The sequence below is a fragment of the Falsiroseomonas sp. genome, assembly GCF_051859025.1.
In the GTDB taxonomy this organism is placed as follows: Bacteria; Pseudomonadota; Alphaproteobacteria; order Acetobacterales; family Acetobacteraceae; genus Falsiroseomonas.
The window spans coordinates 61,344-84,689 of record NZ_JBHYGL010000013.1 but is presented as its reverse complement, the minus strand read 5'-3'; the positions used below and the strand labels follow the sequence as shown (position 1 = coordinate 84,689).

Sequence of the window (23,346 nt, the reverse complement as noted above, 5' to 3'; positions counted from 1 at the left end):
GGCGGCTCCGGCGTGGGGGCGATCGTGTCGAGCTTCATGCATGTCCATCTCATCGCGCTCCGCTACTTCCGGGAGACGGTGCGCTGCGGGTCGATGCGCCAGGCGGCGGAGGCGCTGCGCGTCGCGCCCTCGGCCATCAATCGCCAGATCCTGAAGCTGGAGGACCAGCTTCAATGCAAGCTGTTCGAACGCATGGCCGATGGCGTGCGCCTGACCGGCGCGGGAGAGGTGCTGTACCGCCATGCGCGGGAGATCGACGCGCTGCTGGACCGCGCGCTGTCGGAACTGGATGACCTCCGCGGCTTGCGGCGCGGGCGCGTGGGCCTGGCGAGCGAGGACGGCATCATCCGCGACGTGCTGCCGCCGCTGCTGGCAGCCTTCCACCAGGAGTTCCCGCGCGTCAGCTTCGGGATCGACGTGATGACGGGCCCCGATGTGGTGCAGGCGGTGGCTGAGGGGCAATGCGACCTGGGCCTGGCGATGCACCCGCAGCGCCACCCCGATGTGACGGTGCTGGGTGAGGCCGCGGTGCCGATCGGCGCGGTGATGCGCCCGGAACACCCGCTGGCGCAGCGCGCGACCTTGCGGCTGAGCGACCTGGCGACGGAGCCGGTGGTGATGCTGAAGCACGGTATCGGCGCGCAGCCGGATGCGCATGGGCTGGTGCGCCGCTGGGCACAGCGGACGGAGGTGGCGGAGACCAATTCGCCCGGCGCCGTCGCGGCCCTGGTGCGGGCGGGGCTCGCGCTCGCGATGCGCTCGCCCATCGGCATCCGCGCGGAAATCGCGACGGGGGAGCTGGTCTTCGTGCCGGTGGTGGACCCGCAGGTGAAGGCCGGGCGCCTGGCGCTGCTGGCGCGGCGGGAACGCGCCCTGCCCGTCGCCGCCGCGGTGCTGGCGGAACGGGTCAAGGCGCTGCTGGCAGAGACGGACCGGGAGACGCAGGCCGCGATGGATGCCAGGATGCGGTCCCGATAAGGGGGGCCCGATAAGGGGGAACGCCATGACCATCGCATCCGTGCAAAGCCGCGTGCACCGCAGTGCCTTCACCTATGGCGCCGGCGCGGCCAGCCAGGGCGGCAACCTGAAGCTGCGCAGCATGGACACGCTGCTGGTGCGCGTGGAGACGGCGGACGGGCTGGTGGGCTTCGGGGAGGGTTTCGGCTTCACCCTGGTGGACACCACGCGCGACGCGCTGGACCGCCTGGTGGCGCCCGCCTGCATCGGCCAGGCCTCATCGGACATCCCGGCGCTGAGGCGGATGCTGGAACGGCGCTTCCACAATTTCGGGCGCAACGGGCCCGTCAGCTTCGCGATCTCCGCCATCGACATCGCGCTGTGGGACATCGCCGCGCAGCGCGCAGGCAGGCCGCTGCACGCGCTGCTGGGGGATGCGAAGCGCGCGCGCGTGGCCGCCTATGCGAGCCTGCTGCGCTATGACGATCCCGAGGCCGTCGCGCACAACGTCACGGAAGCGGTGCGGCGCGGCTATCGCGCCATCAAGCTGCATGAGGTCGCGCTGGACGGCATCCGCGCCGCGCGGGCGGCGGCGCCGGAGGACATTCCCCTGATGCTCGACATCAACTGCGCCTGGGACGGGCTGGATGACGCACGCGCCTTCTGCCGGGCGGTGGCGGGGATGAATGTCCGATGGGTGGAGGAGCCGACCTGGCCGCCCGAGGATTTCGGCGCGATGGCGACTCTGCGCGCCGAAGGGCATTCCATCTCCGCGGGGGAGAACCTGGCCAACGCTCACGACTTCACGCGGTTTATTGCGGCCGGCGCCGTCGATGTCGCGCAGCCCAGCGTGACCAAGCATGGCGGCGTCTCCGCCTTGCGCGATGTCGCCGCCATGGCGCGGGATGCCGGCATCGCGGTGGTGCCGCATTCCCCCTATTTCGGCCCGGGGCTGCTGGCGACGCTGCATCTGCTGGCGGCGGTGCCTGATGCCGAGCCGATCGAGATCTACTTCGCGGACCTCGCCGCACCGCCCTATGGCAATGCGCTCGACGTCCGCGACGGTTTCATCGATGTGCCGACTGGGCCGGGGCTGGGATTGAGACCGGTCTGGTAGGGCGCGCAAACCCCCACCCCGACCCTCCCCCGCAAGCGCGGGGGAGGGAGAAGCCTAGGCGACACCTGGCAGCCGGTAGAAATTCGTCGCGCTGCGCCAGAACAGGTCGGCCTTCTCTGCCGTGCTGGCGTCAGCGGCCAGGCGCTTGAAGGCGTTCCAGCCCTCGCCATAGCCGTAGCTGCCCTTGTCAACGGGGAAGTTGCTCTCGAACATGCAGCGGCCGGTGCCGAACAGCTCGATCACCGGCTCCATCCAGGGCTTCCAGGCGCTAGCGAGCGTCGCGCTGTCCGGCGGCCTCGGCCCATCCTCGAAGCCGAAGCCGGGCAGGCGCATGCCAAGACCGCCGAGCTTCACCATCACATTCGGACAGGTGGCGAGGTCCCGCATATGGCCGAGCCATTCCGCATGCACAGCATCGCGCCGGCCCTCATACCGCCCGATGCCGAGGATGCCGCCGCAATGGTCCAGCACGATCGGCACCTGCGGAAACGCCCGTGCCAGGGCCGCAAGGCGCGGAATCTGATGAAAGTAGATCCAGGCATCGAAGCCGAGGCCCAGCGCGGCGAGTTGCGCGAAACCCGCGCGGAAGGCGTCCGACGCCATCATGTCCTCCGCCGGGGTGTAGGCGGGGTTGAGCAAAGCGGGGTCGGGGTCCCAGGTGGCGATGTGGCGGATGCCGCGGAAGCGCCCGCCGCCCGCGGCGACATGCGCATCCAGCACCGGGCGCACGGCATCGCCCAGCGTGAGGTCCGCGAAGCCGACGATCCCGGCGCAGACGCGCACATCGCCATAGATGCCGCTGGCGCACATGGCGGCGACGCCATTGGCGAATTCCGTCTCGCCCACGGGCTTCATCGCCTCCGGTCCCTCGGCGCGATGCATGGCGCGGGCCTGGACCATCACGGTGGCGCGCACATCGTGCCCGCTGCGGATATCGGCCAGGATGTCATCCAGCAGGTAGCGCCAGCCCGGCCGATCCCAGAGGTGATGATGCGGATCGACGATGGGCTGCGCGGGGTCCAGCGCCTCCTCTCGTCCCAGGGCCAGCCAGTCGGCGCGCACGGGGATGTAGTGCTGGGTGTTGCGGCTCATGCGCTTCCTCGGGGATTTCTTGGCCGCGAAGGGTAGAGCGCGCGGCGCTTCTGGCAAGCGGTTGCCGGGGGGGCCGAAGCGCCGTAACCCTGCGCGCCAGAAGAAGCAGGAGGAAGCGCATGGCAGGGATCACCCGCCGGCAGGGCATGGGGCTGGTCGCGGGGCTGATGGCCACGCCATCGCTGGCACAGGGCACCTGGCCGACCAGGCCCGTGACGCTGCTGGTGCCCTTCGCGCCGGGCGGCGCCTCCGACATCGCGGCGCGGGCGATCAACACCAGGCTGTCGGAACGGCGCGGCCAGCCGGTGGTGGTGGAGAACCGGCCTGGCGCCAATGGGCAGCTCGCGGCGCGGCTGCTGATGCGCGCAGCGCCGGACGGGCACACGCTGATGGTGGGCTCCATCGGTGCCTTCGCGCTGAATGCCGTGCTGTACCGCAATCCCGGCTACGATCCCGTGGTGGATTTCGCGCCCGTCACGCTGGCGGTGACGACGCCGAACGTGCTGGTGGTGAACCCCACGGTCGCGCCGGTGCGCAATTTGCCGGAACTCGTCGCCTGGATGAAGGCGCGGCCCGGCCAGGTGTTCCATGCCACCAGCGGCATCGGATCCTCGCCTCACCTGACGATGGAATTGTTCACGCAGCTGACGGGGACGGAGGCGACGCATGTCCCCTCCCGCGGTGGCGCCACGGCGGTGATGGACCAGCTGGCGGGCACGGTGCAGGTCAGCTTCCAGGGGCTCGGCAGCATCATCGGACCCGTCCGCGAAGGCAGGCTGCGCGCGCTGCTCGTCACCGCCGCCGAACGCAGCCCCCTGCTGCCGGAGGTACCGACGGCAGCGGAGGCCGGGCTGGCTGATTTCAACGTCTCCTCCTGGCAGGCGGTGATGGGCCCGGCGGGGATTCCGCCGGCGCTGCTGGAGACGATCAGCGCGGAGATCGCCGCCGTGCTGAAGGATCCCGCCAACGCCGCCACGCTGGAAGCGGGCGGCTACACCGTGGTGGCCAATGCGCCCGCGGCCTATGGCGCCTTCCAGCGGGCGGAGATCGCACGCTGGCGGCGCGTGGCGCAGGCCGCGAACATCGTGCTCGATTGAGGAACAGACGAATGACTCAGAGATTCGCCGGGAAGGTCGTGCTCGTGACCGGCGCGGGATCGGTGGGGCCGGGCTGGGGCAATGGGCGGGCCATCGCGGTGGGCTTCGCGCGGGAAGGTGCGACCGTCATCGGCGTGGACCGCAACGCTGCGGCGATGGAGGAGACGGCGGCGAAGGCGGCGGAAGCGGGCGGCCGCTTCATCCCCCTCACCGGCAACGTGACCGAGAACGATTCCGTCGCTGCCATCATCCGCGATATCGTGGCGGAACACAAAAGGATCGATGTGCTGGTCAACAATGTCGGCGGATCGGCCGCCGGCGGGCCGGTGGAGATGGCGGAGGAAGTCTGGGACGCGCAGATCGACCACAATCTGAAAAGCGTTTTCCTGGGCTGCAAGCATGTTCTGCCGGTGATGGTGGACCAGGGCGGCGGCGCCATCGTCAACCTGGCCTCCACCAGCGGCATCCGCTGGACGGGCGCGGCGCAGGTCGCCTATGCGGCATCCAAGGCCGGTGTCATCCAGATGTCGAAGGTCGTCGCGATCCAGTACGCGACGAAGGGCATCCGCGTGAACACCGTGGTGCCGGGCCAGATGCACACGCCGATGGTGGAAACGCGCCTGGCCGGCCAGCGCGCCGGCGGCGATGTGGAGGCGCTGCTCAAATCCCGCATCGCGCGAATTCCCCTGGGATTTGCCGGCGATGGCCGTGACACCGCGAATGCCGTGCTGTTCCTCGCCTCCGATGAGGCGCGCTTCATCACGGGCACGGAACTGGTTGTGGATGGCGGGATGTCGGTGCGCTGCGGTTGAGGCGCAGCCCCGCGCCACGCCGGGAGGGGCGCGGGGCACTCTCTTCATTATCGTGACCGATGCCGAAAGGAGAGATTGCATCCCATATTCTGATCGACTGGACGCGTCCGCGGTCGGAAAGAATCTCGGAAATCGTGTTTATGCTGGACCTGACGTCGATCATGAGACAGACAGGGGCCGCAACGCTACCGTCGCGACGATCCGGGGTTGGATGTCCATGCCGCGCATCATCGTTCCGTCCGAAGCCGCCCGCCTGATGCATGACGAGGGCGCTGTCCTCGTCGATGTGAGGGAGTCGGACGAACATGCGCTGCTGCGCATCCCCGGGGCCCGCAACCTGCCGCTGTCGCGGCTGGACCAGGTGGCGCTGGCGGTGACACCGGGTACCACCGTGATCTTCCATTGCCGCACGGGTGCGCGGACCGAGGTCAATGGCGCCCGGCTGCTGGCGCGTGTGCCGGGCTGCCATGTCTGCATCGTCGAAGGCGGGGTGGATGGCTGGCGCGCCGCCGGGCTTCCGGTGGTGGAGGCGGAGGGCAGGCCGATCGACCTGGCGCGGCAGGGGCAGATCGCCGTCGGCAGCCTGCTGGTGGCGACCGAGGCGCTGGGCTTCTTCGTCTCACCCTGGTTCCACCTGGTGGTGGTGGCGGCCGGCGCCTTCCTCGTCTTCGGCGGCCTCACGGGCCAGGTCGGCGTCGTGCAACTGCTGCGCCAGATGCCCTGGAACCGCCGCTTCCAATCCGTGCTCTCCGCCCGCGCATGACAGCGCGCGATCGTCAATCCGGCCGGATTCCGGCTTCGCGCAGCACCCGCGCCCAGCGCGTGAATTCCTCCTCCATCACCACGGCGAAGGCGGCAGGGCCTGCTTCCCGCAGGCCGAAGCCGGCGGATGCCAGGCGCGTCCGCAGCGCCGGGTCGGCGAAGGCCGTGGCCAGGTCGCCATGCAGCCGCGCCACCAGGCCGGGCGCCATGCCGGGCGGGCCCTGGATGCCAAACCAGCTGCCGGCCTCGAAGCCCGGATAGCCCTGTTCGGCGATGGTCGGCACATCGGCCATCTCCGGCCAGCGCGCGGCCCCGGTGGTGCCCAGCGCGCGTTCCCGCCCCGATTCCACCGCGGGCTTGGCCAGCAGCATGGATTGGAAGGCGCCATTCACCTCCCCGTTCAGCACTGCCGCCTGGCCGAGCGCGGCGCCGGTGTATTGCACCACGGTGAACTCCACCCCCGCCATCTGCGCCAGCAGCAGCGCCGCCAGGTGCGGCGTGTTGCCGATGCCGGAGGAAGCGAGCGTCACCTCCCCGGGCCGTGCGCGGGCCAGGGCAACGAAGTCGGCCAGCGTGCGCACCGGCAGGCCGGGATGCACCACAAGCGCCACCGGGTAGCCCGCCATCAGCAGCAGCGGCGTGAAGTCCCGCAGCGGGTGGTAGGGCAGGCGCGCGAACAGCCCCGCCGCCTGCACCTGCGCGGAGGTGCCGAGCAGCAGCACATGGCCATCGGGTGCGGCGCGGGCGACGTATTCAGCGGCGATGTTGCCGCCGGCGCCGGGCCGGTTCTCCACCACCACGGATTGCCGCCACAGCCCCGTCAGCCGGTCCGCCATGCTGCGCGCCAGGACATCCGTGGCACCGCCCGGCGCGAAGCCGGACACCAGGCGCACGGGTCGGGCCGGGAAGGCCGGCTGGGCCAGCGCCGCCGGACCCAGCAGCGTGGGCGCCAGCAGCGCGGGGATGGCGGGCAGGACCAGGCGGCGCGTGAGGCTTTGCATCGGCTTGTCCCGGCATGGGTGGAAGACCGCGTCATGCTGCGCGGAACAGCCTGTGAAACGCAATCAAGGCCTTGCGCAAGCCGGGCTTCGCGCTGGCCTTCAACCTGTATGGTCTATACAGACGATGGCGAGACTCGACTGCACGAAGGCTGCCCCTCCCCCTCATGTCGACATCCACCCCCGCGCCCGCCATGGGCATCAGGGATGAGGTCGCCGCGCTGAAGCGCGAGCGCATCCTCACCGCCGCCGTCGAGCTCTTCTACGAACGGGGCTATGAGAACACGACGCTGGACGCCGTGGCGGAGCGCCTCGGCGTCACGAAGCCCTTCATCTACGCGCATTTCAGCGCGAAGAGCGAATTGCTGGCGGAGATCTGCGCCCGTGGCGTCGCGGCCGCCCTGCAGGCCATGGAAGGCGCCCTGGCGATGGTGGGCGCGACGCCGACGGAGAAGCTGGGCGCACTCGGCCGGCGCTTCGTCACCGCCGTGCTGCACAGCCAGAAATACATCGCCATCTTCACGCGGGAGGAGAAGAACCTGCTGCCGCGCGACTATGAGCGCATCAGCCAGATGCGGCGCGACTTCGACCGCAAGCTGGCCGGGTTGCTGACCGAAGGCACCACGACCGGGGAGTTCCGGATCGCCGATCCGCGGCTCGCGGCCCTCGCCATCGGCGGCATGGTGGGCTGGGCCTATGTCTGGTACCGGCCGCAGGGGCGCCTTTCGGTGGAGGCGCTGGCAGAGGAGATGGCGACGCTGGTGCTCGCCATGGCGCAGGCCAGGCCCGCGTCCAAGGCCCCTGGCAAGGTCCCACGCCAGCCCGCCGCCCGGCCGCCCCGGGGGGCCGGCACCACCCGCGCCGGGCGCCGCTGAGACCCCTCCCCTGGCCTTCGGCGCGCCACCGCGACATGGTGCGCGCGACACAGGACGAGACCCCGACGGCATGAGCTTCGACCCCGCGACCGAAGGCTGGGAGCAGACCGAGGCCTGGGGCCTGCCCGAATTCCTCCGCCCGATGTGGCTACGGCCGGACACCACTGGCTTCTCGCTGGGCTTCCAGCCCAACGCGGCGCTGAACAACGGCCGCGGCGTGATCCATGGCGGCATCCTGGCGACCTACATGGACCATTCGCTGGGCCGCACGGTGCGGGAGGCGGTGGGGCGCGTGCCGATCGCGACCATCCAGCTCGACCTCCACTACCTCGCGCCCGGCAGCATGGACCTGTTCGTGGAGGTGCGCGGCGACATCACGCGGCAGACGCGCAGCATCGTCTTCATCCGCGGGATGCTGACCCAGGGCGGCAAGCCCGTGCTGGCGGCCAGCGGGATATGGAAGGTGCTGTCGCCGAAAGGCTGAACCCGGGCTGCGCCCGAGGAGCTGACCCGGGCTGCGCCCGCCCCACGCCTTTGCTAGACAGGCGCCATACGCTTCGGGAGAGAAGACAGATGAAGGTCACCTGGTTCGGCCATTCGGCCTATCGCCTTGAATTCGGCAAGTCGGTCGTGATGATCGACCCCTTCCTGACCGGCAACCCGGTCTTCAAGGGCGACCCCGTCGCGGCCGCCGCCGGCGCCACGCATGTCCTGATCACCCATGGGCACAGCGACCATGTCGGCGACGCGCTCGCCATCCATGAACGCACCGGCGCGGCCGTGGTCGCGAATTTCGAGATCTGCATGTTCCTGGCCCGCAAGGGCCTCAAGGCCATGGACCCGATGAACACCGGCGGCACGACCGACCAGGGTGAGTTCACGACCACCATGACCATCGCCTTCCACTCCTCCGCCGTCATGGACGAGAATGGGGTGACGCAGGACCTCGGCCTGCCGGGCGGCCTGGTGGTGACACCGAAGATCGCGGGCGAGCCCACGATCTACCACATGGGCGACACGGACGTGTTCTCCGACATGGCGCTGATCGACGAACTGCATAAGCCCTCCGTCGCCTTTGTGCCGGTCGGCGACCGCTTCACCATGGACGGCAAGCGCGGCGCGCTGGCGGTGAACCGCTTCCTGCCGAGCGTGACGACGGCCATCCCCTGCCACTTCGGCACCTTCGGGATGCTGGCGGCGACGCCGGACGCCTTCGTCAGTGCGATGCAGGGCGCGAAGGCGAAGGTGCTGGTGCCGGAGATCGGCGTGCCCTTCACGGTGTAAGGGATCTCCCCTCACCCAACCCTCTCCCCTGCAAGGGGAGAGGGCTTTTCGAGTCTAGCCGAACGCCAGCAAGACCTCGTCAGCCAGGGCCATCGAGGCCGTCAGGCCGGGGCTCTCGATGCCGAACATGTTGACCAGGCCAGGGACGCCGTGAACCGACGGGCCCTGCACGACGAAATCCTGGCCGGGCGCACCCTTCGGCACGGTCTTGGGACGGATGCCGCAATAGCCCGGCGCCAGCACGCCATCCGGCAGCTCCGGCCACCAGCGGCGGATGGATTCGTAGAAGCTGTCGCCGCGCTTCGGATCGACGCTGTACTCGATACTGTCGATCCACTCGACATCCGGCCCGAACCGCGCCTGGCCGCCGAGGTCGATGGTGAGGTGCGTCCCCAACCCCCCCGGCACCGGCACGGGATAGATCAGCCGGCTGAAGGGGGATTTCATCGCCAGGGTGAAGTAGTTGCCCTTGGCGAAATAGGCCGGCGGCACGTGTTCCGGCGGCAGGCCCGCGATCTTCCGCCCCAGCGCCGGCGCATGCAGCCCCGCGGCATTCACCAGCATCCGCGTATGCAGCTGCATCGGCTCCGCCCCGCCCACCTGGAGCGCGAAGCCTGAATTGGTGACGGTCACACCCTCCACCGGCGCATGGAAGACGAACATGCCGCCGGCATGCTCCACATCCCCCTGCATCGCCAGCATGAAGGCGTGGCTGTCCACGATGCCAGTGGTGTGGGAGACGAGGGCCGCGGTGCAGGTCAGCATCGGCTCGATCGTCCGTGCCTCGGTGCCCGAGATGAGGCGAAGGTCGTTCACGCCATTCACCGCGGCGCGCTGGCGGATGCCCTCCAGCTGCTCGGCCTCGGCCTGACTGGTGGCGACGATCAGCTTGCCGCAATTGCTGTGGGGCACGCCGCGTTCGGCGCAATAGGCATAGAGCTTCTTCTTGCCGGCGACACAGGTCTTCGCCATCAGGCTGCCGGCCTTGTAGTAGATGCCGGCGTGGATGACCTCACTGTTGCGGGACGATGTCTCGGTGCCGATGCCCTCGGCCGCATCCAGCACCAGGACTTCCCGCCCCTGCAGCGCCAGGGCGCGCGCGACGGCGATGCCGACCACGCCCGCGCCCACCACCACGCACTCGACCTCGTCCATCGTCGTTCCCGGCCTGTTGGTTTCCCCGATGGGTAGGGCAGAAGGGCGGTCCTTGGGAAGGTCCGGCCGCGTCACGAGGGGAGGCGTTTTGTCGTTGGCAGGCCGCGCCGGGCGGGCGCAGCATGGCGGCAAGGGACGGAGGAACCACCATGTCCATCTTCAGGAAGCGCCCCGCCGGGGCGTTCCGGGCCGAGGCCGTGACACCGAGCCGCCGGCAGCTGCTCGCCATGGGCTGCGCCTGCTGCGTCGCCTCCGGCCTGCCGATCAGCGAGGCCGTGGCCCAATCCGCCGGGGTGCAGCGGCACCTGGAGGCAGCGCGCCAGGCGGCGGGGGAGGACCTACGGCACCTGCTGCGCCTCGGCGAGGAAGCGGCCCCCACCCCGGGTCTGCGCCTGCCCTCCCCCAATGATCTGCGCGCCATGCCGACGCCCCCGCCGGCGCGGGCCTTCGACAACCTCGTCTTCCTCGGCAATCACTGGGTCTCCGCCTGGGCGCTGCTGACCAGCGACGGCATCATCCTGATCGACGGCATGGACAATGACGCCATGGCGGAGCGGGACATCGATGGCGGGCTGCGGCGGGTGGGCCTAGACCCCGCCCAGGTGAAGCTGGTGATCGTGACGCATGGCCATGCCGACCATTACGGCGGCTGCGGCCATTTCAGCCGCCGCTACGGCACCCGCGTGGTGGCGAGCGAGGTGGACTGGCAGATGATGGAATCCGGCCGGCTGGAGTTCGACCGCCCGGAACTCGGCCGCCCGCCGCGGCGCGACATTTCCGTGCAGGACGGCAGCCAGGTCAGGCTGGGGGATACGGTGGTGGATGTGTTGTCCACGCCGGGGCACACGCGGGGCACCATCAGCCTGATCTTCGACCTGAAGCAGGGCGCGTCCACGCACCGGGCGATGCTGTGGGGCGGGACCTCCTTCAATTTCGGCCGGCAGCCCGACCGCATCCCCCGGCTGCAAAGCTACATCGACGGCACGGCGCGGGCGCGGGACGTGGCGGGGCAGCGGAATATCGACGTCTTCCTGTCCAACCACAGCCATTTCGACCAGGCGATCAACAAGCTGGATCGGATGCGGGGCGGGGGGGAGAATCTGTTCGTCAACGGGACTGCGACGACGCAGCGGGCGCTGACGGTGATGCATGAATGCGCGCGGGCGACGATGGTGGCCTGGACGGCGTGAGGGTGTTCCCCGAATGCCGCTGAGTGCCTGGGCCGATTTGGCGCATGTCGCACCGTTGCTCGGGGGTTCTGGGGGCGGCGGCAACTGACATCTCGCCGCGGGCCACGGCATGCGCCTTGGCCCCGGGGCCTGGATGGACTGTACGGATGCAAAACCGGGCGCGAGCGGGGCTGCTCACGCCAGAATCGCGGCGCGGATGACGAACGGTGCCCGGCGAGAAATGCAACGGCGGCTTGCGACGTCCGCGAAGCCGGAACGCGGGTTGCAGGCACTTCCGGGGACAGGACGCCTGGGTTTGCCAATCGGGCCGAGGAGCACCGCAACCGCATCCAGCACCCCTTCACGTCGGACCTGCTCGCGGTCGGGCATCGGGGCGACATTCTGGATGAGGCAGCCTGACCGACCCGGCGTCACACTCTTCCAGCGTCCACAGCCGTTGCATGTCGGGCGTGGCGCGGCATGGACGCTCCGCGCGCCCTGCGGCACCGGCCGGGTGTCATCCCAATTGTGCGGCATCCCGGCGGTACATCAGGCAGTCGATCTCGACCAGTAGCGGGAAATGCCCGGCGTTGTTCGGCACGAGCGCGCTGAGCTCGAAGCCACGGGCCTCGTAGCCGGCGATCGTATCGGCATAGCCTGCAGCACCCTCATAAAGCCGGCGAATGGCCAGTTCGCTCTGCAGGCCTACGAAGGACTGCAAGGCGTCTCCGGCACCCTCAACCACCGCCAGGTCGTTCCCCTGGGTGTCCATCTTCAAGAACGGTCGCCTGAAGTGCAGCCGGTCCTGCCACCGGGCCAACTCCCGAGCCAGCGTCGTCCGCAGCACCGGGACCTGCCTGGCCACATGATTGTCGGCGCGAAAGATCTCGGGCTGGTCGCCGGAAGGCTGGCGCAGGCTGCTGAACTGCGAATCCGCCATCACGTTGAACAAGGCCGGCCCGGCCTCCCGATCGAGCGCCAGCGCCTCCACGTGCCAGCCCGGATCCGCGGCGGCGCGTTGTCGCAGTTGAGCGGCCAACTCTGGAATCGGCTCATAGGAGATGATCGGGCCGCGATAGCCGACCGCCTCTCGCAGCATCCCGGCATACTGCCCGGCGTTGGCGCCGATATCGAAGACGCAGTCGACACCAAAATGCTTGAAGAACCGGCGCAGGTGCATCCGCTCGGGGCCCAGATGCACCTCGTGCGGCGGAATGACCAAGGCACCCGATACCCGTTCGATCGCGTTGGCGATTCGGCGCTTCCAGCTTGTCACGAAGACTTCCATCCAACTCGGCGAACCACCGATACCGTGCCGCCCCGCTGCGGAAATGGGAAATAACACCCAATTCGGATGCCCGCAAAGTCCTGCCAGGGACGGCGTGATCACACCGTCACCCATTGCGCCCCAGGATCGAACCACGTTACCACCGCGCTGATTGAGGGGTTTCGGGACCCGGCGCGGAGACGCCACCGGCGGTGCTCATCGTCCTTGATCATGACGATGGGCTGGGGGCTGCCGGATTGGATGGTGCGCGTGCCGAGCGGGATGAGGAGCGCTACGCAGCCTTCCTCATGGCCAGCCTGCCCCTTCTTGCCGCCGCGCCGCTGCGGCGCGGGCGGTACGGGTGCCTCGATGCGGCGCTGGACGCGGCACCGCGGGCGGGGGTTGGCGTCGAACTCGGGGTCTGGCGCGGTCGCAGCCTGCGCCGATCGGCCCGCCGCCAACCCTGGCGGCACTTCCATGGCTTCGACAGCCTGACCGGCTTTCCGGAGGATGGGCGGCCGGACTGGCAGCAGGATTTCGCCGTTGCCTCGCCGCCGACCCTGCCGGGCAATTGCACCTTCCATGCCGGTTTCTTCGACCAGACGCTCCCGCCCTTCGCCGCCGGCGCCACATCGCCTGTCGCGCTGCTGAACCTGGATTGCGACATCTACCTGTCCGCCCATCAGGGCCTTGTCGCGCTGGCGCCGCTGATCGGCCCCGGCACGGCGATCCATCTGGATGAGGCCGTGAACTACGACACCTGGCTGTTCAACGAGATGCTGGCCCTGTTCCGCTTCCTGGACCAGGCCGGGCTCGACATCCGCTGGATCGCGCGGTCCGGTCGGGTGCGGGACCTGGCGGAGACGCTGCGTTTCCTGGAAGCAGGTCGCTATCCCCGCTGGGCGGATGATGTGGCGGCGGGGTTCGGCCGGCCAGCGGCTTGTGTTCTGGTGCCGCGCGCCGCGGATTGGGCGCCGGCACCGCCCGGCCTGGGCGCCCGCCTGGCCGCGCGGGCGGCCGCCCACCATGCGCGGACCCAGCATCGCGAGGATTGCGATCCCGGGGATCCGATGGCCCCGCCCTGGCCGCGTTGGCGTCGCTGGCTGGCGCGGTGGCGCTGAAGCGCGGTCAGTTCTGCCGCACCCGCGCCGCCGCCGGCAAGCGGCTGGCAGCGCGCGCATCGGGGCGGTTCCGCCCGGTTTCCCGAGCGATTCCAATCTGATGACGGTCCAGGGCCGGTTCGGCCCTGGCGGATGGGGCCCGGGGAAGGCAGCGCCTTCCCCGGAATCCCCGGCGCCTCCCCTCGCCCGCAGCCCCCTGCCGCACTAGGTTGCGGCCCATGCGCTACATCTCCACCCGCGGCGATGCGCCGCCCCGCGATTTCGAAGGCGTGCTCCTGGCCGGCCTGGCCGAGGATGGCGGGCTTTTCGTCCCCGAAACCTGGCCGGTGCTGACCAGCGCCGAATGGCGCGCGTTGCGTGGCCTGTCCTACCCCCAGCTGGCAGCCCGCATCCTGTCGCTGTTCACCGGCGGCCAGCCGGATGAGGCGACGCTGCGGCCGATGCTGGAGAAGGCCTATGCCAGCTTCTCCACCCCCGCCGTCGCGCCGCTGGTGCAGATCGACCACCGGACCTTTGCGCTGGAGTTGTTCCACGGCCCGACGCTCGCCTTCAAGGACATGGCGATGCAGGCCCTCGGCCCGCTCTTCGACCATGTGCTGACCAGGCGGGGGGAGCGTGTGACGATCGTCGGCGCGACCTCCGGCGATACCGGGTCCGCGGCCATCGAGGCCTGCCGGGATCGCAGCGCCATCGACATCGTCATCCTGCACCCCGAGGGCCGGACGAGTGCCGTGCAGCGCCGGCAGATGACGACGGTGATGGCCGACAACGTCGCCAATATCGCGGTGGACGGGTCCTTCGACGATTGCCAGGATCTGGTGAAGGCGATGTTCGCCGATGCGGATTTCCGCGGCGAGGTCCGGCTTTCCGCGGTGAATTCCATCAACTGGGCGCGGATCGCGCTGCAGATCCCGTACTACGTCGCCTCCGCCCTGGCGCTCGGCGCGCCGGACCGGGAAGTGGCCTTCGCGGTGCCGACGGGCAATTTCGGCAATGTGCTGGCGGCCTGGGCGGCGCGGCGGATGGGGCTGCCGATCTCGCAGTTGATCGTGGGGTCCAACCGCAACGACATCCTGGTGCGCTGGATCACGGGCAACGACATGTCGGCCCGCGCGGTCGAGCCGTCGCACTCCCCGTCCATGGACATCCAGGTCAGCTCCAATTTCGAGCGCCTGCTGTTCGAGATGCTGGGCCGCGACGCGAAGGCAACGGCGGAGGCGATGCGCCGCTTCCGGGCGGAGGGCAGGATGCCGATCCCCGACGCGGCCTGGAAAAGCGCCTGCCAGGTGTTTCGTGGCTTCGCGCTGGACGATCCCGGGACGCTGGCGGAGATCACGCGGCTGAACGCCCAGGGCTACCTGGCCGACCCGCACACCGCGATCGGCATCGCCGCCGCCATGCACGTTCCGCCCAGCGATCCCGCCATTCCCGTCATTGTCGCCGCCACCGCGCATCCCGCGAAATTCCCGGATGCGGTGCGCCAGGCGACGGGGGTGGAGGCGCCGCTGCCGCCGCGGCTGGCGGACCTTTATGACCGGCCGGAGCGTTTCACGCGCCTGCCGAATGATCTTGGCCAGGTGGAATCCTTCGTGCGGGCCCATATCCGGCGCAACACCGCCTGAGGGCGGCCCCGAACCAACGCCTCACGGCGCCCCCGGGGGCGCAAGGACAACAAGACCCATGCCCGATTCCCAGAACGACGCCATCCGCCTGACCCGCCTGCCGAACGGCCTGACGGTGGTGTCGGAGAGGATGCCGCGCGTCGAGACGGTCTCCTTCGGCGCCTATGTGAATGCCGGCACGCGGCATGAGGCGGCGGCGGAGAACGGTGTCTCCCACTTCCTGGAGCACATGGCCTTCAAGGGCACGACGCGGCGCGACGCCGCCGCCATCGCGCGGGACATGGAAAATGTCGGCGGGCACCTGAACGCCTACACGTCGCGCGAGAACACCGCCTACTACGCCAAGGTGCTGAAGGAGGATGTGGGCCTGGCCGCCGACATCATCGGCGACATCCTGACCCATTCCAGCTTCGTGCCGGAGGAGCTGGAGCGCGAGCGCGGCGTGATTCTGCAGGAGATCGGCCAGGCGAACGACACGCCGGACGACATCGTCTTCGACCATTTCCAGTCCACCGCCTATGCCGAGCAGGCGATGGGGCGGCCGGTGCTGGGGTCGGAGGAGACGGTCTCCGCCATGACGCGCGATGCCCTGACCGGCTATATGCGCCGGCACTACGGGCCGAGCCGCATGGTGGTGGCCGCCGCCGGCGCGCTGGAGCATGAGGCGCTGCTGGACCTCGTGCAGACGCATTTCGCGGACCTGCCGACGGCCGCCGAGGCGGCGATGGAGCCTTCCCGCTACACCGGCGGCGAGTTCCGGGAGGAACGGGACCTCGACCAGGTGCATCTGGTGCTGGGCTTCCCCAGCGTCTCCTCCACCGATCCGCTGCACACGGCGACGCAGCTTCTCTCCACCCTGCTGGGCGGCGGCATGTCGTCCCGCCTGTTCCAGGAGATCCGGGAGAAGCGGGGCCTCGTCTATTCCATCTACTCCTTCGCCTCCCCCTTCCAGGACCACGGGCTGTTCGCGGTCTATGCGGGCACGGGCGAGGACCAGGCGGAGGAGCTGGTGCCGGTGACGCTGTCGGAGCTGCTGAAGGTGCAGACCGACGTGACGGAGGATGAGCTGAACCGCGCCAAGGCGCAGCTTCGCGCATCGCTCCTGATGTCGCTGGAATCCACGGGCAGCCGCTGCGAACAGCTGGCGCGGCAGCTGCAGGTGCATGGCCGCATCATCCCGGTGGAGGAGACGAAGGCGCGCATCGCCGGCGTCACCGTCGCGCAGGTGCAGGAAGCGGCCGCGCGCATGTTCCGCGCGGCGCCGACGCTGACGGCACTCGGCCCGGCGACCAAGGTGCCGGGGCTGGCGGAGATCGCGCAAAGGCTTGCCGCATGAACAATCTCGACGTCCTGGCGGACCTAGTTGCCGCGGCAAAGCGGGCGGGTGCGGACAGCGCGGATGCGCTGCATGTACAGAACGCCTCGCTTTCCGTGTCTCGCCGTCTCGGCAAGATCGAACAGCTGGAACGGTCGGAGGGCTTCGACCTCGGCCTGCGCGTCTTCGTCGGCAAGCGGCAGGCGATCGTCTCCACCACCGTGGCGGACCCGAAAGGCTTCGCGGCGCTGGCGGAACGGGCCGTCGCGATGGCGCGGGTTGTGCCGGAGGATCCCTTCGGCGGCCTGGCGGACCATTTCGACGCGCCGCGCGATGCCGGGCCGCTCAACCTCGATGATCCCAGCGAGCCGACGGCGGAGGAGTTGATCGCCCGCGCGGCGGCGGCGGAGGAGACGGCGCTGGCCGTCCCCGGCGTGACGAACAGCGAGGGGGCCGATGCATCCTGGGGCCGGGTGCGGGTGGCGCTGGCCACCAGCGCGGGCTTCGCCGCGGCCTATTCGCGATCCTCCCACGGCATCTCCTGCACCGCGCTGGTCGGCAGCGGCACGGGGATGGAGCGGGACTACGATTTTTCCTCGGTCGTGCACCTGGAAGACCTGGATGATCCGGTCGCCATCGGGCGCAGGGCGGCGGAACGCGCGCTGGCCAGGCTGAACCCGGTGCGGGCGAAGACGGCGCGCATCCCCGTGGTGTTCGATCCGCGCGTGTCGTCCTCCATCCTCGGGCACCTGCTGGGGGCCATCAACGGGGCCTCCGTGGCGCGGGGGACGAGTTTCCTGGCCGGGCGCGTCGGCACGCAGGTGCTGGCGAAGGGGCTGACGGTGAAGGACGACCCTCTGCGGCGGCGCGGGCTGCGGTCCCGGCCCTTCGACGGGGAAGGCATGGCGGGCACGCCGCGATCGATCGTCGAGGACGGGGTGCTGACCACCTTCATCCTGGATTGGCGCAGCGCGCGGCAGCTCGGCATGGCCTCCACCGGGCATGCCAGCCGCGGCACGGGCGGGCCGCCGGGGCCGGCGGCGAGCAACCTGTGGCTGGAGGCGGGCACGCTGACGCCCCAGGCGCTGATGGCCGACATCAAGGAAGGGCTCTACGTCACCGACCTCATCGGCATGGGCGTGAATGGCGTGACGGGCGACTACAGCCGCGGCGCCGCCGGCTTCATGATCCGCGACGGCGCGCTGGCGGAGGCGGTGAGCGAGATCACCATCGCGGGCAATCTGAAGGACATTTTCCTCAATTTGACCGCGGCGAATGACCTGGTGTTCCGCCGGGGCACGGATGCGCCGACGCTGCGGATCGAGGGGCTGACCCTGGCCGGCGCGTAGTCACGCCTGCGCTACGCCGCGCATCCGTTCGGGTGCGTGGCCGTTGCGGGGGCATGCGACGATGGCCCCTGGTGATCCTGGCGCTGCTGCCGGCCTGCGAGGCGGCGCAGGGCATCGATGCGCGGCTGCGGCAGATCGACCTGCTGGACCGGGTGTTCGAGCCGGAGCGCTTCCGGCCGGCACCGGCGCCAGACTCGGTGACGGTGCCCGTTCCTGACCCGGCGCCCATCGCCATCCAGGCACCCGATCCCGGCCCAGCCGCGCCCTGGTTCCCTGAACCGGAAGCCGAACCGGCACACGCGCCCGATCCCGCGCTGCGCACCCAGGCCCTGCTGCGGCAACAGCCCTGGGTGACACGCTTCTGGTCCGAACTCACGCCGGCACAGCAGGCGCGCGTCGGGCGCAGGCTGCCGCGCGACACGGCGGCGCGATGGGATGGGATGGGGCTGCCGGAACGGGTGACGCTGCTGTTCGGGGCGGGGGGATAGGCGCGAGCGCCTTGCGCGGGGTGAATTCGGGGAAGGCGCTGCCTTCCCCGGACCCCATCCGCCAGGGGGGAGACCCCCCTGGACCGTCTTCAATCAATCCACCCGGATTTCCCGCACCTGCACCTGGTTGTCGGCGCGATGCGTGATCGCGACGCCCGCGCGATGCGCCCAGGGGATCATCATGTGATACATCGGGATGTGGCCGAGATCCGCATTATGGATGGCATGGGCCTGGCGGATCAGGGCGCGGCGGGCTTCCGGATTGCCCTCCCCGTCGATGCGCGGCAGCAGCGCGTCGAACTCCGCATTGCTGTAGCCGCCGGCATTCCAGGTGGCGGCGCCGCCCACGCTGCGGGACGCCATGATGGCGCGCAGCGTGTAGCTGGCATCGAAGGTCGGCACGCCCCAGGACAGGGCGAACATCATCGGCTCCTGCCGCCTGATGCGCTGGCTGAACACCGCATTGGGCTGGATGGTCAGCTGCGCGCGGATGCCCACGCGGGCCAGCATGCCGGCCACGGCCTGACAGGCCTCGTCATAGGTGCCGGTGGGACATTCGAAGGGCACGGAGAAGCCGTTCGGGTAGCCCGCCTCCGCCAACAAGGCGCGGGACCGCGCGGGGTCGTAGGGCGTGCGGCGGTCGCCTTCCTGCGACCAGCCATTGACGAACTGCGTCCACATGCTGCCCGTCGGCACGCCCTGGCCGCGCAGCGTGGTACGGCGCATCGCATCGAGGTCGAGCGCATGGGCGATGGCCTGGCGGACGCGAAGGTCCTTGAAGGGGTTTCGGCCGCGCACATCGCTGCCGGCCAGTTCATCCACATCCTGCCGCAGGCCGAGCCAGACGGTCCGGTTCTCCTGCCCCTCCAGGATCCGCAGGCGCGGGTCGCGCTGGATGCGGGCCACGTCCTGCACGGGGACGACATGCACCATGTCGACCTCCCCCGACAGCAGCGCGGCCATGCGGGTGGAATCGGAAGTCAGGGTGATGTGGTGGTATTCCGTGACGTTGCCGCGCGGCGCGACCCCGGCGGCGGCGCCCCACCAATTGGGGTTGCGGACCATCACCGTGCGCTGCTCGGCCTCCCGCGACCGGATGACGAAGGGGCCGGTGCCGTTGGCGTTGCGGACGGTGAAGGTCTCCTCCCGCTGCGCGAAATTCTGCGGCACGGTGGCGCGGTTCGCCTCCGCCCAGCCGCGGTCCATCATCATCACGCGGGTCATCTTGTCGGGGATGACGGGGTCGGGGACGCGGGTCACGATATCGACCGTGAGGCGGTCCACCGCCACGGCCTCCGCCACCGTATCGACGAAGATGCCGTAGTTGGAGGTGGGTGCGAGCGAGCGCTGGATGCTGAAGACGACGTCATCCGATTCGAAGGCCTCGCCGCCCGCGAAGCGCACGCCGTCCCGCAGGTGGAAGCGCCAGCGATTGGGCTCCACCTGTTCCCAGCGGGATGCCAGGCCGGGCTGGACCTTGAGGTCGTCGCCCCGGTGGGTCAGGCCCTCATAGACCTGGTGGACCACCAGGAAGGTGAAGAGCGCATTGGTGGCGTGGGGGTCGAGCGTCGCGGCGTCCACGCTGGTGGCCATGCGGAAGACCCGCGCCTGCGGGGTCGTCGCCGTCTGGGCCAGGGCCTGCCCAAGAGGCTGCCCCGAGAGCAGGGCGGCGGCCGCCACCCCCAGCATCCATGTCCGTCGCGCCATCGAGGATCCCCTTCCTTACGAGGCCGACAGGGTGGCGCGCGACAACTCGCGAGAAAAGGGGCATTCGCAATTCGGCAGGATCGTCCCTATATTACCGTTCGGAAACCCAGACCGGAGGATACGACCCCCCCATGCGACGCACCGCACGTGTCATGACCGCCCTCGCCGTGGTGGCCCTTGCCCTCGGCCCGGCCCTGGCCGAGGCGAAGCCTGGCGGCAATACCTCCTCCGGCAGCCGGGGCAGCCGCACCCAGGTGGCGCCGCCGACCACCCAGACCGCGCCCGGTGGCGCGCAGCAGATGCAGCGCACCCAGCAGGCGCCCGCGACCGCGCCGGCCACCAGCGCCGCGCGCCCGGGTGTGCCCGCCGCCGCGCAGGGCAGCTTCCTCAGCCGCAACCCGATGATGGCGGGGCTGATGGGCGGGTTGCTCGGCGCCGGCCTGTTCGGCCTGCTCTCCGGCTCCGGCCTGTTCGGCGGCATGGCGGGCTTCGCCAGCATCCTCGGCCTGCTGCTGCAGGTCGCGCTGATCGGTGGCCTGGTCTTCCTGGTGATGCGCCTGATCCGCGGCGCGCGCCGCCCGGCCGTGGCCGCCGGCCCGGCCGGCTATGCCCGCGACATGAATGGCGGCAATGACGGCCGCCCTCCGATGGGTGGCGCGATGGGCGGCATGGGCATGGGGGCGATGGCCGGCGGTGCCGCCGCAGCCGTCGCCACCAAGCCGATCCAGGTCGTGCCGGCGGATTTCGAGACCTTTGGCCAGACGCTGGTCGATGTGAACGCCGCCTGGTCCCGCCAGGACCTGGAAGCGCTCCGCCGTCTCTCCACCCCGGAGATGACGAACTACTTCGCGCAGGATCTGTCTGACCTCCGCGCCCGTGGCTGGACCAACACCACTAGCGACGTGCGCCTGGAAGCCGGCGACCTGAGCGAGGCCTGGGAAGAGAACGGCCAGCACTATGCGACGGTCGCGATGCGTTTCTCCCTCATCGACGTCACCCGCGCGGCGGATGGCTCGGTGGTGGAGGGCCACCCCACGAACCGCAGCACCTCGACCGAGCTCTGGACCTTCGTCCGCTTCGCCGGCGAGGCCTGGCGCCTGTCGGCGATCCAGCAGACCGGCTGATCGCGGCTCGCCGCGAAGATCGGAAGAGGGGGGGCCGAAAGGCTCCCCCTTTTTTCGTGGGTGGCCGCCGGGCGGCCCTTCTTGAATTCACATTACCAATCATCCATCTACTGCGGCGGCGACGAAGCGCCTCCCCCCGAACCAGCTCTTCGAACCGGCTCTCCCAGAACGGCCAGCAGGTGGAAGCATGCAGCGCGAGTGGCGGATCGACCTGTTCCGGGGCCTCGCCCTGGTGATGATCTTCGTCAACCACATCCCGGACAACCCGCTGGCTGCCTTCACCACGGCGGCCTACGGCTTCTCGGACGCGGCGGAAGGCTTCGTGCTGCTGGCCGGGATCGCCGCCGGGCTGGTTTTCCTGAAGCGCCTGGAATCGGGCGGGGTGGCGGAGGTGTCGGCCCGGGCATGGCGCCGGGCCTTCGACCTCTATGCCGCGCATCTCCTGACCGTGCTGCTGGCCTGCGCCATCGTCGCCCATGCCGCCGGCACCCAGGGCGACCCCCGGCTGCTGGGCTGGATCAACCTCGGCCCCGTCTTCGATGATACGGCGGCGGCACTGGTGGGTGTGGTGCTGCTGGGCCACCAGCCCGGCTACCTCAACATCCTGCCGATGTATGTGGTGTTCCTGCTGCTGCTGCCGGCGCTGCTGCCGCTGGCGGCGGCGCGGCCGCGGGCGCTGCTGGCGGCATCCGCCCTGGTCTGGGCCGTGGCCAACCACTGGAACCTGAACCTGCCGCACTACCCGAACGAGGATGGCTGGTTCTTCAACCCGCTGGCCTGGCAGTTCCTGTTCGTCATCGGCCTGGTGATCGGCACCCGCATGGCGCGCGGCCTGCCCGTGGTGCCTCGGTCCAACGCGCTGCTGGGCGCGGCCATCGCCTATCTGCTGGCCTGTCTCCTCCTCAGCCTGGACGAGACGCTGGTCTGGCCGACGCTGCCGCTGCCCTGGTTCCTCTACGGGCTCGACAAGACCTGGCTGACCCTGCCCCGCCTGCTGCACGCCTTGGCGCTGGCGCTGGTCCTGGCGCGGCTGCCGGTGGCGGAGGCGCTGGCCATGCTCGACCGGCGGGGCGTGCTGGTCATGCTCGGCCGGCATGCGCTGCCCGTGTTCTGCGCGGGCTCCGTGCTCGCGATCGGCGCGCAGGTCGCGCGCTTCATGCTGGAGGCGGGGGTCGCGCTCGAACTGGTGCTGGTGCTGGGCGGCCTGGCCATCCAGCTCGGGCTGGCGGCGACCCTGGCCTGGATGGACCGGGGGCGCGGCCGCCCGGCTGCCAACACCCCGGCTGCCAACACAGTGCCGGCCCGTGCAACCACGGCCCGCGCGGCAACGGAAGGGACGTGACGATGAAGCTGCTGCTGTCCCTCCTGCTCCTCGCGCTGCTGGCGGCGCCCGCCCCGGCTCGCGCCGGGGGCTGCCCCGGGCCGGTGCCGGAAGCCGATCTCGGCGCCGGGCTGCCGCGGCTGGCCGGGGCGCTGGCCGCATCCGGGCCGGTCGACATCCTGCTGGTCGGGCTGGGCGGCGCCCGGGCCGGAAGCCTGGAGGGCCCCTTCGCCCTCAGCCTGTCCCAGGCCCTGCAGCACCGCCTGCCGGGGCGGGAAGTGCGGGTGCAGATCATCCCCACCGCCGGGATGCTGGCCAAGGACGCGGCGGAACGCGTGCGCCGCGCGACGACGGAGACGGAGCCGGCGCTGGTGGTCTGGCGCACCGGCATGGCCGATGCCCTGGCCATGACGGACCCCGCGAAATTCGGCCTGACCATCCGCCGGGTGGCGGAATGGGTGGCGGCCCAGCAATCGGACCTGGTGCTGGTGGACCTGGCCTACCACGCCGGATCACCGCAGGAGCCCACCTATCGCCGCTATGTGGAGGCGCTGGGCACCGCCGTCCGCGGCATGGCGGTACCGGTGTTCCGCCGCTACGCCATCATGGAGGCCTGGGGCCGCCAGGGCCCCACGCCGGGTGCCGCGCTGGGCGAAAGCTGCCTGGGGGAGATGCTGGCCGGCGCCCTGCTGCGCCAGGCGCGCCACTGAGCAT

General features: G+C 70.2%; 23 protein-coding genes. 17 read left to right on the top strand and 6 right to left on the bottom strand.

What is annotated here, in order from left to right:
• The first annotated feature begins 24 nt into the window (after nt 1-24).
• Both ACTIE5_RS14855 and ACTIE5_RS14850 read left to right on the top strand, forming a co-directional pair.
• A complete protein-coding gene (locus tag ACTIE5_RS14855; protein WP_439550478.1) occupies nt 25-978 on the top strand; it encodes a LysR family transcriptional regulator in 954 nt (317 codons plus the stop codon).
• A gap of 25 nt (nt 979-1,003) precedes the next feature.
• Nucleotides 1,004-2,074 carry a mandelate racemase/muconate lactonizing enzyme family protein gene (locus tag ACTIE5_RS14850; RefSeq protein WP_439550477.1) on the top strand — a complete coding sequence of 357 codons (1,071 nt, stop codon included), beginning with the start codon at nt 1,004-1,006 and terminating at the stop codon, nt 2,072-2,074.
• Nucleotides 2,075-2,128: 54 nt separating this feature from the next.
• On the opposite strand, the gene ACTIE5_RS14845 is transcribed toward ACTIE5_RS14850, so the two are convergent.
• Nucleotides 2,129-3,166, bottom strand: a complete 1,038-nt coding sequence (locus ACTIE5_RS14845; RefSeq protein ID WP_439550476.1) for an amidohydrolase family protein — start codon at nt 3,164-3,166, stop codon at nt 2,129-2,131.
• 119 nt (nt 3,167-3,285) lie between these two features.
• Here ACTIE5_RS14845 and ACTIE5_RS14840 point away from each other — a divergent pair, with 119 nt between their 5' ends.
• The 3 genes from ACTIE5_RS14840 to ACTIE5_RS14830 all read left to right on the top strand — a co-directional run bounded on the left by ACTIE5_RS14840 (nt 3,286) and on the right by ACTIE5_RS14830 (nt 5,838).
• Complete coding sequence (locus ACTIE5_RS14840; RefSeq protein ID WP_439550475.1) at nt 3,286-4,263, top strand: Bug family tripartite tricarboxylate transporter substrate binding protein; 978 nt, start codon at nt 3,286-3,288, stop codon at nt 4,261-4,263.
• An 11-nt stretch (nt 4,264-4,274) separates the two neighbouring features.
• Complete coding sequence (locus ACTIE5_RS14835) at nt 4,275-5,075, top strand: SDR family NAD(P)-dependent oxidoreductase (protein ID WP_439550474.1); 801 nt, start codon at nt 4,275-4,277, stop codon at nt 5,073-5,075.
• A gap of 217 nt (nt 5,076-5,292) precedes the next feature.
• On the top strand, nt 5,293-5,838 hold the full coding sequence (locus tag ACTIE5_RS14830; RefSeq protein WP_439550473.1) for a rhodanese-like domain-containing protein: 546 nt from the start codon (nt 5,293-5,295) through the stop codon (nt 5,836-5,838).
• Between the two features lie 13 nt (nt 5,839-5,851).
• Here ACTIE5_RS14830 and ACTIE5_RS14825 read toward each other — a convergent pair whose 3' ends face one another.
• Nucleotides 5,852-6,838 carry a Bug family tripartite tricarboxylate transporter substrate binding protein gene (locus ACTIE5_RS14825; RefSeq protein WP_439550472.1) on the bottom strand — a complete coding sequence of 329 codons (987 nt, stop codon included), beginning with the start codon at nt 6,836-6,838 and terminating at the stop codon, nt 5,852-5,854.
• Between the two features lie 164 nt (nt 6,839-7,002).
• Here ACTIE5_RS14825 and ACTIE5_RS14820 point away from each other — a divergent pair, with 164 nt between their 5' ends.
• The 3 genes from ACTIE5_RS14820 to ACTIE5_RS14810 all read left to right on the top strand — a co-directional run bounded on the left by ACTIE5_RS14820 (nt 7,003) and on the right by ACTIE5_RS14810 (nt 8,994).
• Nucleotides 7,003-7,710, top strand: a complete 708-nt coding sequence (locus ACTIE5_RS14820; RefSeq protein WP_439550471.1) for a TetR/AcrR family transcriptional regulator — start codon at nt 7,003-7,005, stop codon at nt 7,708-7,710.
• Between the two features lie 70 nt (nt 7,711-7,780).
• The gene (locus tag ACTIE5_RS14815; RefSeq protein ID WP_439550470.1) at nt 7,781-8,194 is read left to right on the top strand and encodes a PaaI family thioesterase; all 414 of its coding nucleotides are present in this window, start codon (nt 7,781-7,783) and stop codon (nt 8,192-8,194) included.
• Between the two features lie 89 nt (nt 8,195-8,283).
• Complete coding sequence (locus tag ACTIE5_RS14810) at nt 8,284-8,994, top strand: metal-dependent hydrolase (protein WP_439550469.1); 711 nt, start codon at nt 8,284-8,286, stop codon at nt 8,992-8,994.
• 54 nt (nt 8,995-9,048) lie between these two features.
• On the opposite strand, the gene ACTIE5_RS14805 is transcribed toward ACTIE5_RS14810, so the two are convergent.
• Nucleotides 9,049-10,149, bottom strand: a complete 1,101-nt coding sequence (locus tag ACTIE5_RS14805) for an NAD(P)/FAD-dependent oxidoreductase (RefSeq protein WP_439550468.1) — start codon at nt 10,147-10,149, stop codon at nt 9,049-9,051.
• A 149-nt stretch (nt 10,150-10,298) separates the two neighbouring features.
• On the opposite strand from ACTIE5_RS14805, the gene ACTIE5_RS14800 reads away from it, so the two are divergent.
• Nucleotides 10,299-11,339, top strand: coding sequence for an MBL fold metallo-hydrolase (locus ACTIE5_RS14800; RefSeq protein WP_439550467.1), 1,041 nt, complete (start codon nt 10,299-10,301; stop codon nt 11,337-11,339).
• 174 nt (nt 11,340-11,513) lie between these two features.
• Here ACTIE5_RS14800 and ACTIE5_RS14795 read toward each other — a convergent pair whose 3' ends face one another.
• Entirely contained in the window at nt 11,514-11,708 is a 195-nt protein-coding gene (locus ACTIE5_RS14795) for a hypothetical protein (protein ID WP_439550466.1), read from the bottom strand.
• Between the two features lie 127 nt (nt 11,709-11,835).
• Nucleotides 11,836-12,606, bottom strand: a complete 771-nt coding sequence (locus tag ACTIE5_RS14790; RefSeq protein ID WP_439550465.1) for an FkbM family methyltransferase — start codon at nt 12,604-12,606, stop codon at nt 11,836-11,838.
• A 191-nt stretch (nt 12,607-12,797) separates the two neighbouring features.
• On the opposite strand from ACTIE5_RS14790, the gene ACTIE5_RS14785 reads away from it, so the two are divergent.
• From ACTIE5_RS14785 to ACTIE5_RS14765, 5 genes are all read left to right on the top strand, one after another.
• Nucleotides 12,798-13,706, top strand: coding sequence for a class I SAM-dependent methyltransferase (locus tag ACTIE5_RS14785; RefSeq protein WP_439550464.1), 909 nt, complete (start codon nt 12,798-12,800; stop codon nt 13,704-13,706).
• 218 nt (nt 13,707-13,924) lie between these two features.
• Nucleotides 13,925-15,328: a threonine synthase gene (gene thrC / locus ACTIE5_RS14780; protein WP_439550463.1), complete on the top strand. Its 1,404-nt coding sequence runs from the start codon at nt 13,925-13,927 to the stop codon at nt 15,326-15,328.
• 58 nt (nt 15,329-15,386) lie between these two features.
• The gene (locus ACTIE5_RS14775; RefSeq protein WP_439550462.1) at nt 15,387-16,664 is read left to right on the top strand and encodes a M16 family metallopeptidase; all 1,278 of its coding nucleotides are present in this window, start codon (nt 15,387-15,389) and stop codon (nt 16,662-16,664) included.
• Nucleotides 16,661-17,992: a TldD/PmbA family protein gene (locus ACTIE5_RS14770; RefSeq protein ID WP_439550461.1), complete on the top strand. Its 1,332-nt coding sequence runs from the start codon at nt 16,661-16,663 to the stop codon at nt 17,990-17,992. The genes ACTIE5_RS14775 and ACTIE5_RS14770 overlap by 4 nt, the downstream gene beginning before the upstream one ends.
• 53 nt (nt 17,993-18,045) lie before the next feature.
• Entirely contained in the window at nt 18,046-18,480 is a 435-nt protein-coding gene (locus tag ACTIE5_RS14765) for a hypothetical protein (RefSeq protein ID WP_439550460.1), read from the top strand.
• Between the two features lie 93 nt (nt 18,481-18,573).
• Here ACTIE5_RS14765 and ACTIE5_RS14760 read toward each other — a convergent pair whose 3' ends face one another.
• Complete coding sequence (locus tag ACTIE5_RS14760; RefSeq protein ID WP_439550459.1) at nt 18,574-20,187, bottom strand: ABC transporter substrate-binding protein; 1,614 nt, start codon at nt 20,185-20,187, stop codon at nt 18,574-18,576.
• A gap of 131 nt (nt 20,188-20,318) precedes the next feature.
• Here ACTIE5_RS14760 and ACTIE5_RS14755 point away from each other — a divergent pair, with 131 nt between their 5' ends.
• The 3 genes from ACTIE5_RS14755 (at nt 20,319) to ACTIE5_RS14745 (ending at nt 23,342) form a co-directional block, all read left to right on the top strand.
• Nucleotides 20,319-21,311: a Tim44 domain-containing protein gene (locus tag ACTIE5_RS14755; protein WP_439550458.1), complete on the top strand. Its 993-nt coding sequence runs from the start codon at nt 20,319-20,321 to the stop codon at nt 21,309-21,311.
• Nucleotides 21,312-21,498: 187 nt separating this feature from the next.
• Nucleotides 21,499-22,653, top strand: coding sequence for an OpgC family protein (locus ACTIE5_RS14750; protein WP_439550457.1), 1,155 nt, complete (start codon nt 21,499-21,501; stop codon nt 22,651-22,653).
• A 2-nt stretch (nt 22,654-22,655) separates the two neighbouring features.
• Nucleotides 22,656-23,342, top strand: a complete 687-nt coding sequence (locus tag ACTIE5_RS14745) for a hypothetical protein (protein WP_439550501.1) — start codon at nt 22,656-22,658, stop codon at nt 23,340-23,342.
• Nucleotides 23,343-23,346: the final 4 nt, after the last annotated feature.